This window comes from Lentzea xerophila, from assembly GCF_051094245.1.
GTDB lineage: Bacteria > Actinomycetota > Actinomycetes > Mycobacteriales > Pseudonocardiaceae > Lentzea > Lentzea xerophila.
In genome coordinates, this window is sequence record NZ_CP194934.1 from 358,139 (window position 1) to 373,530 (window position 15,392).

The 15,392-nt window shown below is 68.3% G+C and carries 11 protein-coding genes; 8 read left to right on the forward strand and 3 right to left on the reverse strand.

Annotation, left to right across the window (positions count from 1 at the left end; translation table 11 throughout):
• The first annotated feature begins 1 nt into the window (after window position 1).
• The 3 genes from ACRSBM_RS01850 (at window position 2) to ACRSBM_RS01860 (ending at window position 5,925) form a co-directional block, all read left to right on the forward strand.
• Entirely contained in the window at window positions 2–1,915 is a 1,914-nt protein-coding gene (locus ACRSBM_RS01850) for an acetyl/propionyl/methylcrotonyl-CoA carboxylase subunit alpha (protein WP_434438968.1), read from the forward strand.
• Window positions 1,916–1,920: 5 nt separating this feature from the next.
• Entirely contained in the window at window positions 1,921–3,072 is a 1,152-nt protein-coding gene (locus tag ACRSBM_RS01855) for an acyl-CoA dehydrogenase family protein (RefSeq protein WP_434438970.1), read from the forward strand.
• Window positions 3,073–3,198: 126 nt separating this feature from the next.
• Window positions 3,199–5,925: a hypothetical protein gene (locus tag ACRSBM_RS01860; RefSeq protein WP_434438972.1), complete on the forward strand. Its 2,727-nt coding sequence runs from the start codon at window positions 3,199–3,201 to the stop codon at window positions 5,923–5,925.
• Here the strand turns inward: ACRSBM_RS01860 and ACRSBM_RS01865 are convergent.
• Window positions 5,922–7,457, reverse strand: coding sequence for an acyl-CoA dehydrogenase family protein (locus tag ACRSBM_RS01865; protein ID WP_434438974.1), 1,536 nt, complete (start codon window positions 7,455–7,457; stop codon window positions 5,922–5,924). The two genes, ACRSBM_RS01860 and ACRSBM_RS01865, sit on opposite strands and share 4 nt — an antisense overlap.
• Window positions 7,458–7,570: 113 nt before the next feature.
• Between ACRSBM_RS01865 and ACRSBM_RS01870 the strand changes: the two genes are divergently transcribed.
• The 5 genes from ACRSBM_RS01870 (at window position 7,571) to ACRSBM_RS01890 (ending at window position 12,236) form a co-directional block, all read left to right on the forward strand.
• Entirely contained in the window at window positions 7,571–8,878 is a 1,308-nt protein-coding gene (locus ACRSBM_RS01870; protein WP_434438976.1) for an FAD-binding oxidoreductase, read from the forward strand.
• Window positions 8,879–10,111 (forward strand): class I SAM-dependent methyltransferase, encoded by a 1,233-nt coding sequence (locus ACRSBM_RS01875; protein ID WP_434438978.1) that lies wholly within the window; start codon window positions 8,879–8,881, stop codon window positions 10,109–10,111. It abuts the gene before it with no gap.
• Window positions 10,112–10,212: 101 nt separating this feature from the next.
• Window positions 10,213–10,434, forward strand: a complete 222-nt coding sequence (locus ACRSBM_RS01880; RefSeq protein ID WP_434438980.1) for a hypothetical protein — start codon at window positions 10,213–10,215, stop codon at window positions 10,432–10,434.
• Window positions 10,435–10,442: 8 nt separating this feature from the next.
• Complete coding sequence (locus ACRSBM_RS01885) at window positions 10,443–10,832, forward strand: type II toxin-antitoxin system VapC family toxin (protein ID WP_434452928.1); 390 nt, start codon at window positions 10,443–10,445, stop codon at window positions 10,830–10,832.
• 186 nt (window positions 10,833–11,018) lie between these two features.
• Entirely contained in the window at window positions 11,019–12,236 is a 1,218-nt protein-coding gene (locus tag ACRSBM_RS01890) for an ATP-binding protein (RefSeq protein WP_434438982.1), read from the forward strand.
• Here ACRSBM_RS01890 and ACRSBM_RS01895 read toward each other — a convergent pair.
• Together ACRSBM_RS01895 and ACRSBM_RS01900 are read right to left on the reverse strand one after the other, a co-directional pair.
• Window positions 12,233–13,063 carry a S1C family serine protease gene (locus ACRSBM_RS01895; RefSeq protein ID WP_434438984.1) on the reverse strand — a complete coding sequence of 277 codons (831 nt, stop codon included), beginning with the start codon at window positions 13,061–13,063 and terminating at the stop codon, window positions 12,233–12,235. The genes ACRSBM_RS01890 and ACRSBM_RS01895 overlap by 4 nt on opposite strands.
• Window positions 13,064–13,129: 66 nt before the next feature.
• On the reverse strand, window positions 13,130–15,160 hold the full coding sequence (locus ACRSBM_RS01900) for a putative bifunctional diguanylate cyclase/phosphodiesterase (protein ID WP_434438986.1): 2,031 nt from the start codon (window positions 15,158–15,160) through the stop codon (window positions 13,130–13,132).
• Between the last annotated feature and the right edge of the window lie 232 nt (window positions 15,161–15,392).

Below are 15,392 nucleotides of genomic sequence, written 5' to 3' on the forward strand. Positions count from 1 at the left end.
CATGTTCGACAGCGTTCTGGTGGCGAACCGCGGGGAGATCGCGGTCAGGGTGATCCGCGCGTTGCGGTCGCTCGGGATCCGTTCCGTCGCCGTGTACTCCGACGCGGACGCCGAGGCGTTGCACGTCAGGCTGGCCGACGAGGCCGTGCGGATCGGCCCTGCGGCCGCCCGCGAAAGCTACCTGTCCATCGAGAAGATCGTTGCGGCCGCTCTTTCCACCGGCGCGCAGGCGATCCACCCCGGCTACGGATTCCTGGCCGAGAACACGGCGTTCGCGGCGGCCTGCGCCGACGCGGGGATCGTGTTCGTCGGCCCGCCCGCGTCGGCGATCGACGCGATGGGCGACAAGATCCGCGCGAAGCTGACGGTGTCGGCGGCGGGCGTGCCGGTCGTGCCGGGACGCACTCGCGAGGGCATGTCGGACGACGAGATCGTCGACGCGGCACTGGAGATCGGTTTTCCGGTGCTGATCAAGCCCTCCGCGGGCGGCGGCGGCAAGGGCATGCGGCTGGTGCACGAGGAACCGTTGCTGCGCGAGGCGATCGAGTCGGCACGGCGGGAGGCGCGCGGGTCGTTCGGTGACGACACGCTGCTGATCGAACGGTTCGTCACGAACCCGCGCCACATCGAGATCCAGGTCCTCGGCGACGCGCACGGCAACGTCATCCACCTCGGCGAACGCGAGTGCAGCCTCCAGCGCAGGCACCAGAAGATCATCGAGGAAGCCCCGTCGCCGTTCCTCACGCCGGAGATGCGCGAGGCGATGGGTTCCGCCGCGGTCGACGCGGCGAAGTCCGTCGGGTACGTCGGCGCGGGCACCGTCGAGTTCATTGTGGACGGTGCGTCCGGCGACTACTTCTTCATGGAGATGAACACCCGGCTGCAGGTCGAGCACCCGGTGACCGAGATGGTCACGGGCGTCGACCTCGTCGAGTGGCAGCTCCGGGTGGCGTCGGGCGAGAAGCTCGACCTGACCATCGAGCTGAACGGCCACTCGGTCGAGGCACGCGTCTACGCCGAGGACCCGTCGCGCGGCTTCCTGCCGACCGGCGGCCGTGTGCTGGCGTTGAGCGAGCCGACGGACGTCCGCGTCGATTCCGGTCTGTACGAGGGACTTGTCGTCGGTTCGGACTACGACCCGATGCTCGCCAAGGTGATCGCGCACGGCCGCACCCGCGAGGAAGCGTTGCGGCGCCTGGACCACGCGCTGGGCCGGATGGTGCTGCTCGGCGTCACGACGAACATCCCGTTCCTGCGCGCACTCCTGCGCGACGAGGACGTGCGTTCCGGCGCGCTGGACACCGGTCTGGTCGAACGGAAGTTGGACTCGCTGACCACGGCGGAGATCCCGGACGACGTGTACGTGGCGGCCGGCCTGGAGCGGTCGCTGGAACCGCGGGGCGACGACCCGTGGGACCAGCTGAGCGGCTGGCGCGTCGGTGAGCACGCGTGGACGACCTGGCGGATCAATGACGTCGACGTGCGTGTGCGCGGGGACGAAGTCGTCGTGGGCGCTGGAGAACCGGTCCGCGCGAAGGCCCGCCGGGAAGGCGCCGACCTGCTCGTCGGCTCGCGGCGGTACGCGATGGCCCGCGACGGCGACGTGCTGTGGCTGGGCCACGACGGCGCCTCGTGGGCGTTGACCGAGGCCGAGTTCCTGGTCGGCGCCGCCGGCGGCGCCGCCGCCTCCGGTGGCCCGGTGAAGTCGCCGATGCCGGGAACCGTGCTGGTCGTGCGAGCCCAGCAGGGCGAGGAAGTGACCGCCGGTCAGGCGTTGTTCGTGGTCGAGGCCATGAAGATGGAGCACACCGTGACCGCACCGGTCGACGGCGTGCTCGCCGAAGTGAACGTTCAGGCAGGCCAGCAGGTCGCACTCGACCAGGTACTGGCCCTCGTCGTCTCTCACGAGGAGTGACAGCAATGGTGGACTTCAGGCTCCCGAGCGAGTACGAGGACCTGCGCAAGACCGTCGAGGAGTTCGCTCGCGACGAGGTGGCCCCGGTCATCGGCGACTACTACGAGCGCTGCGAGTTCCCGTACCCGATCGTCGCGAAGATGGGGCAGATGGGCCTGCTCGGCCTGCCGTTCCCGGAGGAGCACGGTGGCATGGGCGGCGACTACTTCGCCCTGTGCCTGACGCTGGAGGAGCTCGCGCGCGTCGACTCGTCGGTCGCGATCACGGTGGAGGCGGCGACCTCGCTGGGCGCCATGCCCATCTACCGCTTCGGCACCGACGAGCAGAAGGCCGAATGGCTGCCGTCGCTGACGTCCGGCCAGAAGCTCGGCGCGTTCGGTCTCACCGAGCCCGGCTCCGGCTCCGACGCGGCCGCGCTGGCCACCACCGCACGCCTCGAGGGCGACGAGTGGGTCATCAACGGCACCAAGGCGTTCATCACGAACTCCGGCACGGACATCACCGGCCTGGTGACGGTCGCCGCCGTGACCGGCACGCGGCCCGACGGCCGCAAGGAGATCTCGTCGATCATCGTTCCGTCCGGCACCCCGGGCTTCACGGTGTCGAAGAAGTACTCCAAGGTCGGCTGGAGCGCCTCGGACACCCGCGAACTGTCCTTCCAGGACTGCCGGGTGCCCGCCGCGAACCTGCTCGGTGAGCGCGGCCGCGGCTTCGCCCAGTTCCTGCGCACGCTCGACGAGGGCCGCGTCGCCATCGCCGCGCTGTCGGTCGGCCTGGCCCAGGGCTGCGTGGACGAGTCGGTCCGCTACGCCCACGAGCGCGAGACGTTCGGCGCGAAGATCGGCACGTACCAGGCGATCCAGTTCAAGATCGCCGAGATGGAGGCCCGCGTCCACACGGCACGGCTGGCCTACTACGAGGCGGCGTCCCGGATGCTGCGCGGCGAGCCGTTCAAGAAGCAGGCGGCCATCGCGAAGCTCGTGTCGTCCGAGGCGGCGATGGACAACGCCCGCGACGCCACGCAGATCTTCGGCGGCTACGGCTTCATGAACGAGTACCCGGTCGGCCGCTTCTACCGCGACGCCAAGATCCTGGAGATCGGCGAGGGCACCTCCGAGGTGCAGAAGATGCTGATCGCCCGCGAGCTGGGCCTTTAGCCCGATCCGTCTAAAAAGTTCGAAACCGCCGGTCCAAATGACTGAGTCCGGCTACCGTCGTTTGCCTTCCGCACGAGTGTGAGGGTGCAGATGACAGGTAGTCGGACCGAACCCGTTTTCCCAGGTTTGCATGTTCTTCTCGAGGTCATTCACGGTCTGTGCGACCGGCCGGGGTTCTTCTACCGGAGCAAGACCGAGGAAGTGGTCGGTGACCAGCCACTTCCGCTTCTCTACCTGGAGAGCGAAGCCAGTCCGACGCCATTTCTGCACGCGCTGGAGCACAAGCTCGACGAGGGCCGTCCGGCAATACCGCACGCCTATGTCGACGTGTCCGCGGTGAGCGCGGAAGTGGACAAAAGATGGCCACCGGAAGCGCGCGAGACTCCGCCGCTGCTGCCGTTGCTGGACGTGTTGTCCCATCGGCTGTCGGAGGTCCACGTCGGCACCGAACGGCTGACGCGGTTCGACCACTACCGGCTCGTCGACTGGCTCACGAGCAAGCGGCTGCCGCGCAAGCCGGGGCGCGACGACCGCGCGAGCGTCATCGAGCTGCTGCGGCAGTGGACCGGCCGGACCGCCGAGAACGGCGAGGCGCTCAACCGGGCCGTCGACGCGTTCATCCCGAACCTTGTGACGAGGCTGGGGCTCGGGCTGGTCGCGTGGGTGGGCAGCAAGGCGGGCTTCCGGTGGCTCGGCAAGCGGGTGCCGGGACTGGCGCGCGAGTCGAAGTGGTTCATGCGCGGGCAGAACTTCGCGCTGCCCAACCACTCCATCGAGTTCCTCGGGTTCGCCGAGCGGCTCACGCTGGGCAGGCGCGAGTCGGAGAACACCGAGCAGATCAAGCTGCTGCTCGTGCACGCGTTCCTGGAGGACCTGCGGATCGCGTACCGGCGGCGCTCCCGGTTCCTGCCGCGCCGGGCCGGCTGGCGGCGCACCGCCTACATCCCCGTGCTGCTCGACGGCGTCACGGAGGACAACGGCGGCTGGGAGCTGCTGGAGCTGATCAACGACGTCCGCAACGAGACCGGCGAGCTCGACCCGCTGCTGGTGATCGCGGCGAGCTCGGTCCAGCCGGCGCTGTCGCAGCGGCTCGGGACCACGCCGGTCGCGCCGGAGGAGATCGCGGAGGCGCTGACGACGTGGCGCGAGGAGCTGCCGCGCAAACGGCAGATGCTCGCGCCGGACGCCCGCTACCTCATGATCAAACTGCCGTTCCCGAGCCCGGACCGGAAGAAGTGGAAGGGCACGCCCGCGTTCCAGGCGGCGCCGGTGCGGTGGCTCGCGCGGTCGCGGCGGCTGGAGGCGATCATCGCGGCGGTCGCCGTCGTGTTGCTGGTGCCGGGGTTCGTGACCGTGCAGAACCATATCGAGGCGAACTGCTCGATCGTCGGCTCCGCCGTCCTGCCCGGCGTGTCGACCCGGCTGATGGACGTCGACGGCAACGTCGAATGCGTGGGCTACAGCGACAACAGCAGCCAGGTGTTCGGCTCGAACGAGCGGCTGCGGTGGACGCAGCGGGCGGTGTTCGCGCAGAACGAGGAGGCGGAACGGCTGCATGAAGCCGATCCCGGCCGCCCGTTCGTCTCGCTGCTCTACTTCTCCAGCCTCACCCATCGCGACACCAACCCCGACGCCGACCACTCCAGGGCCGAGGAGCTCGAGGGCATGCTGCTCAAACAGCAGCAGCAGAACGCCAGGTCGCGCTCGGAGCCGTTGCTGCGCATCGTGATCGCGAACGGCGGCGCGATGATGGGGCGCGCGCCCGAGGTGCTGCGGGACATGCTGACCCCGTTGCTGGAGCGAGATCGGAGCATCATCGGTGTGGTCGGGCTCGACCGCAGTGTCGCGGAGACGCAGGTGGTCATCACCGAGCTCGGATCGCTGGGCATGCCCACCGTCGGCACCACGCTCACCGAGGCGTCGCTGCCGGGCCGTTCGGCGATGTACTTCCAGCTGATCCCCGGCAACGTCAGGCAGGCTGATCTCGTCCGGCGGTACGCGCAGCACGTCGGCGCGACCAACGTGACGATCTACCACCCACCGTTGGGGCAGGGTGACGTCTACCTCGACGACCTGGTCAACGTGCTGGGCAAGGAGCTGGCGAACGCGGCGGTGCTCTACCAGGCCGTCCCGTGGTCCAGGAGCCCTCAGGAACTGCCGTCGCAGTGCGTCAAGGACCACTCCAGCGAACTGGTGTTCTTCGCCGGCCGCGAGGAGGACTTCGGCGAGTTCCTGCGGGCGATCGGCAAGGACTGCTACGACAAGAACCGCCTGCCGCGCATCGTCGCCGACGACGCGATCATCCGGTTCATCGCGCAGAAGGGCAGCCGTATGCACGACTCGCTGGCCGGGATGCGCGTGTCCTACGTGAGCATGGCCGGGCTCGTGGTGCTCGCCGGCAAGGCCTGTGTGGAGGGCAAACTGGATGAGAACGCGCGCGGTGGCCTGCCGTTGTACGCGTTCTGCGCCGGTTACAGCAGGCTGGCTCAGGAGATCCAGGCTTCCCCGCTGCCTCCGGAGGACAAGCCGGCCAAGCCCTGGCCGGGTGAGCACATGGGTGTCGCCTACGACGCGGCAGGGCTCTTCCTCGACGCCGTGCGCAACGCCCAGTCGCGCCTGGCGGGTCACACCCCGCACCGCGGCGCCATCGGCGGGGAGCTTCGCGAGCTGAAGTCCCACGGCGCCACCGGACGCACTGACTTCAGCGCGTCGCGGGTGGGTGAGCGGCGGAACTTCACGATTCTAGAGATCAACGACATCCACGACTTCGAACAGCAGCCCACGTGCGTGTACCTGACCGGCGACCTGTACGGCGCGGACTCGCCGCGCCAGGCCAACGGCTGCCCGGCCTAGACCTTGGGGACGGCGCGGTCGATGATCGCGGCGAAGTCGGTGGACCTGGGGAGCGTGCCGAACGCGACTCCCCAGTCGCCGGCGAGCCGTGAGCCGAGGAACGCGTCCGCGACGGCGGGGTGCCCGTGCTTGACCAGCAGGGCACCCTGCAGGATCAGCGCCATCCTCTCGACGATCCGGCGTGCCTGTGACTCGTCCACATCGGACAGCGCGGTGCCGAGCTCGTTCAACGCCTGGTCGATCCGCTGGTCGACCCCGCTGACGTCGGCGAGGAACTCCTGCACCGACTCGGGTTCCTTCTTCATCGCGCGCAGGACGTCGAGCGCGGCGACGTTACCGGAGCCCTCCCAGATCGACATCAGCGGCGACTCGCGGAACAGCCGTGGCATCCCGCTGTCCTCGATGTACCCGTTGCCACCCAAACACTCCAACGCCTCGGCGGCGTGCACCGGACCGCGCTTGCAGACCCAGTACTTGGTGACCGCGAGCCCCAGCCGCGGCCGGTGCCGCGCGAGCCACATCGCGGTCGTGGTCGCCGCCTCGGACTCGACCGCGAGGTCCGCCAGCACGTTGCGCATGGCGGGCTGGTCGATCAGGTAGCTCCCGAACGCCTTGCGGTGCGCGGCGTGGTGCGCGGCCTGCCTGAGTCCGGCGCGCATGCCCGCGGCGCTGCCGAGGACGCAGTCCAGGCGGGTCATGTTGACCATCTCGATGATCGTCCGCACGCCGCGGCCCTCGTCGCCGATCCGGTGCGCGAACGCCTCGTCGTACTCGATCTCGGCGGAGGCGTTGGACTTGTTGCCCAGCTTGTCCTTCAGACGCTGCAGGAAGAACCGGTTGCGCGTGCCGTCCGGCAGCACCCGCGGCACGAGGAAGCACGTCAGGCCACCGGGCGCCTGCGCGAGCGTCAGGAACACGTCCGACATGGGTGCCGAGGTGAACCACTTGTGGCCGGTGAGCAGGTACCCGTCGCTGACCGGCGTCGCGACCGTGGTGTTCGCGCGGACGTCCGACCCGCCCTGCTTCTCGGTCATCGACATACCGGCGATCAGGCCCTGCTTGGACAGCGGTGGCCTGAGCCCGAAGTCGTAGGTCCGCGCGGTGAGCAGGGGTTCGTAGACCTCGGCCAGTTCGGGCGCCACGCGCAAAGCGGGCACGGCCGCGTAAGTCATCGAAATCGGACATCCGTGGCCGGCCTCGGTCTGCGACCACACGTAGAACCTGGCCGCCCTGCTGAGGTGCTCACCGTCGACATAGGCGTGCAAACCGTGCGAAACGGCGACATTCATCAGTTCGTGCCACGCAGGGTGGAACTCGACCTCGTCGATCCGGTTCCCATACCGGTCGTGCGTGTGCAGCACGGGTGGGTAGGCGTTCGCGAGCCGCCCGCGCTCCTGCCACTCGTGGCTGCCCGCGAGCCGCCCCAACGAGTGCAGTTCGGCATCGTCGACCCAGCTCAGCAGGGCCGGGTCGGCCGCGACGTCGTGACCGCTCAGCGGCGGCACCTGGTTGGTCACCTCGTGCGTAGCCATGCCCCGCACGTTACTACTCGCAAGTAACTTTGGGCAGGGTGCAGCGGCGGATCGCTGGCCCATTCGGGCTTTTGAGCGTGCCAACGGCGCGGACGAGGAATAGCGTCGTCGGCGTGAGTGACCATGGGCACAGCTCGGCCGTGGCTGCGTTGAGCGCGCAGTACGCCGCGATGCGCGAAGGTGCGCCGGTGCGGCTCGCGAAGAAGACGTCGAACCTCTTCCGGTTCCGGGCCGACCAGTCCGGCGGGCTCGACGTCGGCAGGTTCGACCGGGTCCTGTCGGTGGACCCGGGCGGACGCACCGCACAGGTGCAGGGCATGACCACCTACGAGAACCTCGTCGCCGCGACACTGCCCCACGGCTTGATGCCGCTGGTGGTGCCGCAGCTCAAAACCATCACCATCGGCGGAGCCGTGGCGGGACTCGGCATCGAGTCCACGTCCTTCCGCAACGGACTGCCGCACGAGTCCGTGCGCGAACTGGAGATCCTCACTGGCGACGGCGAGGTGGTCGTCTCCAAACCGGACGACGACCTGTTCCGCGCGTTCCCCAACTCCTACGGGACCCTCGGCTACGCGCTGCGGCTGGAGATCGAACTGGAGCCGGTGCGCCAGTACGTCCGGCTGCGGCACGTGCCGTTCGGGTCCTTCGAGGAGTGCGCCGCCGTCATCGAGGAGGTCTGCGCGGACGGCTCGGCGGACTTCGTCGACGGCACGGTCTTCTCCCGTGGCGAGATGTACCTGACGTTGGGCCACTACGCCGACATCGCGCCGTACACGTCCGACTACACCGGTAACCAGATCTACTACCGGTCCATCCAGAAACGCCGTACGGACCACCTGACGATCCACGACTACCTGTGGCGCTGGGACACCGACTGGTTCTGGTGCTCACGGGCGTTCGGCGCGCAGCACCCGGTCGTCCGTCGCATGTGGCCGAAGCGGTACCTGCGTTCGGACGTCTACCGGAAGCTGGTCGCGAAGCACCGGCGGTTGCGGCCCAGGGTCGACGTCGAGCCGGTGATCCAGGACGTGGAGATCCCCGTCGCCGGCCTGGCCGACTTCCTCGACTTCTTCGACCGCGAGATCGGCATCTCGCCGGTGTGGCTGTGCCCGGTCCGCCTGCGCGACACCACGGGCTGGCCGCTGTACCCGATGGACGCGGACACGTTGTACGTCAACGTCGGGTTCTGGTCGGAGATCCCGGTGCGTCCGGGGGAGAAGATGGGTGACCGCAACCGGCTGATCGAGCGCGAGGTGGCGCGGCTGGGCGGCCACAAGTCGCTGTACTCGGACTCGTACTACACCGAGGACGAGTTCTGGCGGCACTACAACGGTTCGCACTACCGGTCGGTGAAGGCCCGGTACGACCAGGCGAACCGCCTGCCTGATCTGTACGCCAAGTGTGTCAGGGGACGATGAATGCGGTTGGCCTCCATTTTCCAGCGCATCACAGGTGGCAGCGACGTTCGCTTCCAGGCCTACGACGGCAGTACCGCCGGGCCTTCCGCGGCGCCGGTGTCCATCGATATCAGAACGCCGGAAGCCTTGTCCTACCTGGCTTCCGCGCCCGGTGAACTGGGCCTCGCCCGCGCCTACGTGACAGGTCACCTGGAGATCCTCGGTGACGTGCACGCGGGTCTCGCCCAGCTCTCGGAGTTCTCGCTGCGAGAGCTCCCGTGGCTGCAACGGGTGGAGCTGCTCCGGTTCCTGGGACGGATCCGCCTGTCGCACAAGGTCGCTCCGCCACCACAGGAGACGCGCCTGCGCGGCCTGCGCCATTCCAAGGCCCGCGACCAGCAGGCCATCGCGCACCACTACGACGTCTCGAACCAGTTCTACGAGTGGATCCTCGGCCCGTCGATGGCCTACACCTGCGCGGTGTACCCCTCGGTGGAGTCCACTTTGGAACAGGCCCAGTTCGAGAAGCACGACCTGGTGGCGCGCAAGCTGGGGCTGAAGCCCGGCATGAAGCTGCTCGACGTCGGCTGCGGCTGGGGCGGCATGGTCATGCACGCCGCGCGCGAGTACGGCGTGCGCGCGATCGGCGTCACGCTGTCGCGCAACCAGGCGGAGTGGGCGCAGAAGGCGATCGTCGAGGCCGGCCTGTCCGACCTCGCCGAGGTGCGCCACATCGACTACCGCGACGTGCGCGAGACCAGGTTCGACGCGGTGTCGTCGATCGGCCTGACCGAGCACATCGGCAAGGCCAAGCTGCCGGCGTACTTCGCGTCGCTGTACCGGAAGCTGAAGCCGGGCGGCCGCCTGCTGAACCACTGCATCACCCGTCCGGACAACAAGCAGCGGGCGTTGTCCGGGCCGTTCATCGACCGGTACGTGTTCCCGGACGGCGAGCTGGTCGGGCCGGGGCACCTGGTGTCCCTGATGCACGACACCGGCTTCGAGGTGCGGCACGAGGAGAACATCCGTGAGCACTACGCGCTGACCCTCGCCGCCTGGGGCCGCAACCTGGAGGCGCACTGGGACGAGGCCGTGGAGGAGGTGGGCGAGGCTCGGGCTCGGGTGTGGCGGCTGTACCTGGCGGCGTCGCGGCTCGGGTTCGACCGCAACAACATCCAGCTGCACCAGGTGCTCGGGGTGAGGCTGGACGGGACGAGGTCGCACATGCCGTTGCGGCCGGACTGGCTGTCCTGATCGTTGCCGGGCCGCGGCCTTGGTCGCGGCCCTGACCTGCGGCAATTCTGTGGTGATGCCCCGATCGGGGTCGTTGGTGCCATAATGGCACCATGAAGCGGATGAACCTGAGAGATGTGCCGGACGAGGTCTACACGGCGCTGGCTGACGGCGCCGCGGCAAGCCACCAGTCGTTGAACGCCTTCGTCGTCGAGAGGTTGACCGAGGTTGCCCAGGTGCTGAACATCAGCGACTACCTCGCGACCTACGAGCCGCCAGGAGGGACAGGCGTCACGCTGGAGGATGCGACCGCGGCGGTGCGTGAGGCGCGGGACGCCTCGTGAGCCTGGCAGTGGTTGATGCGTCCGTCCTGGCGGCGTTCTACTCGGCTGACGATCCTCGACGTCAGCAGACCGTTGATCGGATGGCTGCCGGACACGCGTTGTTCGCGCCCGCACATCTCGACGTCGAGGTCGCCTCCGCTCTGCGGACGATGGCGCGGAACAGCCGGGCGCTGGCGGCATCGGCACCGTCCGCGCTACAACACCTGGCAGGCCTGCCGGTGAGGCGAATGCCGTTGGCGCCGCTGTTGTCCCGCATGTGGGAGCTGCGCGACAACATCACCCCGTACGACGCCGCGTATGTCGCGCTGGCCGAGCAGCTTCGTGCCACGCTGATCACGTGTGACGTGCGCTTGGCCTCCGCTCCAGGGGCCAAGTGCACGTTCGACGTGATCGCCTAGCTCAGCTGGTCCACGATCTGCTTCGCCTGGTTGGACGGGATCGCGCCGAACTCTGATCTTCGGCAGATCTAAAGCGTGGTCATCGGCAGATCGAAAGGCTGATCTTCGGCAGATGTGAAGTCAGCACTTCGGCAGATGTGAAGTTTCTGCTTCGGCAGATGTGCAGTCGATCAGTATCATGGAGCGGTGCGAGAAGCTGTTTGCTATGTGCCTCGACGTGCGGCGGAGCTTGTTGCGGAGGCGTTGCTGGACACCCGTGTGGTGGTGTTGAACGGTGCCCGCCAGGTCGGCAAGAGCACGCTGGCTGAGAAGATGCTTCTCCACAACGACGGAGCCGCCCGCTATCTCGACCAGGGGCCAGTGCGTGCGATGGCCGAAGCTGATCCAGGGGCCTTCGTTCGTCACGAGGGACTGTTGTTGATCGACGAGGTACAGCGCGTTCCGGACCTGTGGCTCGAGATCAAGCACGTGGTTGATCGGGATCCGCGGCCTGGGCAGTTCCTCCTCACCGGGTCGGCCAGGTTGCTGGCCCTGCGTGAGTTGCCGGACGCTCTGCCCGGCCGTTCGGAAACGGTGGAACTGTGGCCGCTTTCGCAAGGCGAGATCGATGGCACATCAGATGGTTTCGTCGACTCGGCCTTCGCGCTGGGGGCAGAACTCCGAGCCGCTCAGAGCGAGTCGCGCAAGAAGGACTACCTGGCTCGCGCGAGGCGGGGTGGTTATCCCGATGCACTGCACCGTGACAGTCCCCGCCGTCGCACCAAGTTCTTCGAGAGTTACCTCTCTGACCTGATGATGCGAGACGTGAAACAGGTCGCGGACATCGACCGGGTGAGCGACATGCGAAAACTGGTGTCGTTGCTCGCAGCGCAGACGGCCGGCTTGCTGAGCTTCAACCGGCTCGCAGGCGAACTCGGAATCAGTGCGCGAACCGTCAAGCGTTACGTGGAGATTCTGGAAACGATCTACCTGGTTCGGACGGTACCCGCCTGGTCTGCCAACGCCACAACCCGCGCGGTGGCGACTCCGAAGGTGTTCTTCGTCGACTCCGGACTGTCGGCGCACTTGGGCGCGGACGAGGGCGCACTGCTGGAGAACTTCGTACTGGGCGAACTGGCTCGTCAGCTGACGTGGTCGGAGACGCTGGCCACCCTGTACCACTATCGCGACCGCGACCAGTACGAGGTCGACGCGGTGCTGGAGGACAGAACTGGGCGAGTGATCGGCATCGAGGTCAAGGCCGCGGAAACGGTACGGGCGGAGGACTTCCGCGGCCTACGCCTCTTGCAACGCAAACTTGGTGAACGGTTCCACGCAGGTTTCGTCCTTTACAGCGGTGAGTTCTCGGGCAGCTTCGGTAACGGTATGACCTGCTTGCCGATCTCGGCGCTCTGGACCAGCTAGCTGAGCTGGTCCACGATCTGCTTCGCCTGGTTGGACGGGATCGCGAACCCGATCCCCACGCTGCCCGCCTCACCGCTGCTCGACGCCGGCGAGTAGATCGCCGAGTTGATCCCGATCAGCTCACCGGCCGCGTTCACCAGCGCGCCGCCGGAGTTGCCGGGGTTGATCGACGCGTCGGTCTGGATCGCCTGGTACGACACGGGTTGTGAGCGCCGCGTCTCACCGGGCACGGTCACCTGGCGGTCCAGGGCCGAGACGATGCCGGTCGTGACGGTGCCCTGCAGGCCCGACGGCGATCCGATGGCCATCACGGCGTCGCCGACCTTCACCGAGCCCGAGTCCGCCCACTTGATCGGCGTCAGGCCGGACACCCCGTTCGCCTGCAGCACGGCGAGGTCCGAGGCAGGGTCGGTGGAGACGACGGTGGCCGGGACCTCGCGGCCGTCGTTGAACTTGACGGTGACCTGGCCGCCGGCGGAGGCGACGACGTGGTTGTTGGTGAGGATCCTGCCGTCCGCCGAGAGGATCACGCCGGAGCCGAGGCCGTCGCCGACGTTCACCTGCACCACGGAGGGAAGCACGTTCGAGGCGACGGCGCTCCAGTCCAGTGTGGACGTGTTGGAGATCGTCTGCGCCGTGACGGTGGAGGTGGGGGTCGCGTCGGGTGAGGCGACGACCGCGCCGGTGACGCCTCCGAACAGCCCGGCGACGAGCGCCGCCGCCGTCACCATGGGGGCGGTGCGGCGCCAGAACTTCGGCGCCGGGGCAACGGCGGGCTGCGGTTCCACCAGTGACCCGCTCATCGCGGGGAAGCTCTGCTCGGTCATGACTCCACGATGGACGCCCATCATGTGAGCAACCTGTGCGAACAGCCAAAGAAAGCCTGATAAGAATTACGTGAGAAGGAGCGCCGAGACCTCCGCGGCCGGCAGCGACAGCCCGAAGTACGGTCCCTGTCCGCCCGTGACGCCCAGCTCCGCGAGCCGCGACGCCTCCGCTGGACTCCGCACCTCCTCGGCGAACAGCGGCACGCCCAGGATCGACGCCCACGTCAGCAACGCCACCGAAGCGCTCTCGTCGATCCGGTCCGCGCCGGCGTCCAGGCCGTGCACGACGCTGCCGGTGAACTTCACGCCGGTCAGCGGCAGCAGGCGCAGCCGGTCGACGCCGACGTTGCCGCCGTTCACCTGGTCCAGCACGAGACCGATGCCGTGCTCGGCGAGGATCGTCAGCTCCTCCCGTTGCACCTCGTTCAGCACCGCCGGCAGGTGTTCGTGCAGCTCGAAGCGCAGCAACGACGCGGGCAGGCCGCTGCGGTCCAGCACGCGGACGACTTCGGCGACCAGTTCGGGTTCCTGGCACAGCCGCGGCGGCAGATCGATCGACAACACCGGTGCGCGGTCGCCCAGCGCCCGGTACCACCGGCTCGCCCGCTCACACGCCTCCGCCAGCGCCCACTGCCACAGCCGGACGATCATGCCGTTGCTCGTCGCCTGGTCGATGAACACGTCCGGGCACACCATCCCGTGCTCGGGGTGGTCCCAGACGACCTTCACCTCGAGGGCGAGCACCGAACCGTCGTGCAGCGAGCGGACCGGCAGGTAGTCGACCCTGATCCGGCCCTCCTCCAGCGCACCGGGGACGGATGCGGCGAGCGCGTACTTCATCTGGTCGCTCAGGTCGCGTTCCTTGTCGTACAACGCCCACTGCGCCTTGCCGTCGCGCTTGGCCCACCCGACCGTGACGTCCGCCGCGCGCAACAGGTCGACCGCGTCACCGCCGCGCGCCGCCCGTGCCACGATGCCGACGCTCGTCGTCACGCCGATGCCGTTCCCATTGATCCAGATCGGCTCCTCCAGCCGGCTGGTGAACTCCTCGACGAGCGCGATCACGCCGGGAACGTCGTGCGGGTCCTTGATCAGGACACCGAACTCGTCCGCGCCGATGCGCGCGACCTTGCCGACCGTCTCACCGAACACCGCCCGCAGGTGCGTCGCGACGTACGTCAGCACCCGGTTGCCCGCGTCGTGCCCGAACGCGTCGTTCACGCCGCGGAACCCGTCGATGTCGACCTGGACCAGGGCGAGCGTGCCGGGGCCCTTCGACCCGGTCGCGCCTTCGAGCCAGCCGAGGAACTGCGCCCGGTTCGGCAGGCCGGTCTGCATGTCGTTGAGGCTCTGCCGCACGAGCTGCGTCTGCAACGCGCGCATCTCGTTCATGTTCTCGATCATCGTGACGAAGTACGGCGGCGCGTCCTCCTCCTCGCGCACCAGCGAGATCGCCATGTGCGCCTGGATGGTCTCGCCGTCGCTGCGGATCATCCGCTTCTCGACCCTGATGTTGTCGAAGTCGGACGCGATCAGCTGCTTCGCGAGCTCCCGCAGCCCGGCCCTGTCGTCCGGGTGCACGAGGTCGCGGCCGCTCATCGTGGCCAGGTCGGCCTGCCGGTAGTCGAGCATCGCGAGCAACGCCTCGTTGACGTCGATGAGCTCGCCCTTGAGGTCGCTCACGATGATCGCGAACGCCGAGCTGTGGAAGACGGCCCGGAACTTGGCCTCGCTCGCCCTCACCGCGGCCTCGGCCCGGCGCATCGTGTCGATCGCGGCCGTGCGGCTGATCTGCTGCTGGTCGAGGGTGTGGTCGCGCAGCCCCTCCGCGTACCCGGCGGCGAGCGCGCCGAGCTGGGCCGACGTGACCGGCGTGTGCTCACCGAGGTGCGTGAGCGTCTGCTCCAGCGTGGCCGAGGTGAAGTCGCTCCCGGCCATGGACCGGCCGACCTGCCGCGCCTCGCGCACGCCACCACTGAGCAGCTGCTCGACGTACCCGCGGAGCAGCTGCTCGAGCTGCTCGCGCGTGACGTCCGCGGCGAGGGTGGCGGAGATCGCCGCCGCCCAGCGAACGGCAGGCTCTCGGCTGTCGACCATGTTCATTCAGCTCAGCTGGCCATTCGTGGGGACCGGTGTGATCTGCCGATCGATCTTCGGGCGCCAATCGATACGCCTGCGCGACCCACTTCCGCCGGTTTCGGCCGGCGGGCGACAGCCCGTGCGGTACCACCACCGGTGTGGGTCCAGCAGGAAAGCTTACTGATCAGTCACTACTTGTCCAACCGAACCCGCTTTTCCGCCTGGGAGTAGGTGTTTCGGCCACGAATTC

Excerpts from the sequence above, each read along its gene's own strand:
- ACRSBM_RS01855 (WP_434438970.1), top strand. The coding sequence starts at position 1,921 with ATGGTGGACTTCAGGCTCCCGAGCGAGTACGAGGACCTGCGCAAGACC.
- ACRSBM_RS01875 (WP_434438978.1), top strand. The coding sequence starts at position 8,879 with ATGCGGTTGGCCTCCATTTTCCAGCGCATCACAGGTGGCAGCGACGTT.
- ACRSBM_RS01900 (WP_434438986.1), bottom strand. The coding sequence starts at position 15,160 with ATGGTCGACAGCCGAGAGCCTGCCGTTCGCTGGGCGGCGGCGATCTCC.
- ACRSBM_RS01850 (WP_434438968.1), top strand. The coding sequence starts at position 2 with ATGTTCGACAGCGTTCTGGTGGCGAACCGCGGGGAGATCGCGGTCAGG.
- ACRSBM_RS01865 (WP_434438974.1), bottom strand. The coding sequence starts at position 7,457 with ATGGCTACGCACGAGGTGACCAACCAGGTGCCGCCGCTGAGCGGTCAC.
- ACRSBM_RS01880 (WP_434438980.1), top strand. The coding sequence starts at position 10,213 with ATGAACCTGAGAGATGTGCCGGACGAGGTCTACACGGCGCTGGCTGAC.
- ACRSBM_RS01895 (WP_434438984.1), bottom strand. The coding sequence starts at position 13,063 with ATGACCGAGCAGAGCTTCCCCGCGATGAGCGGGTCACTGGTGGAACCG.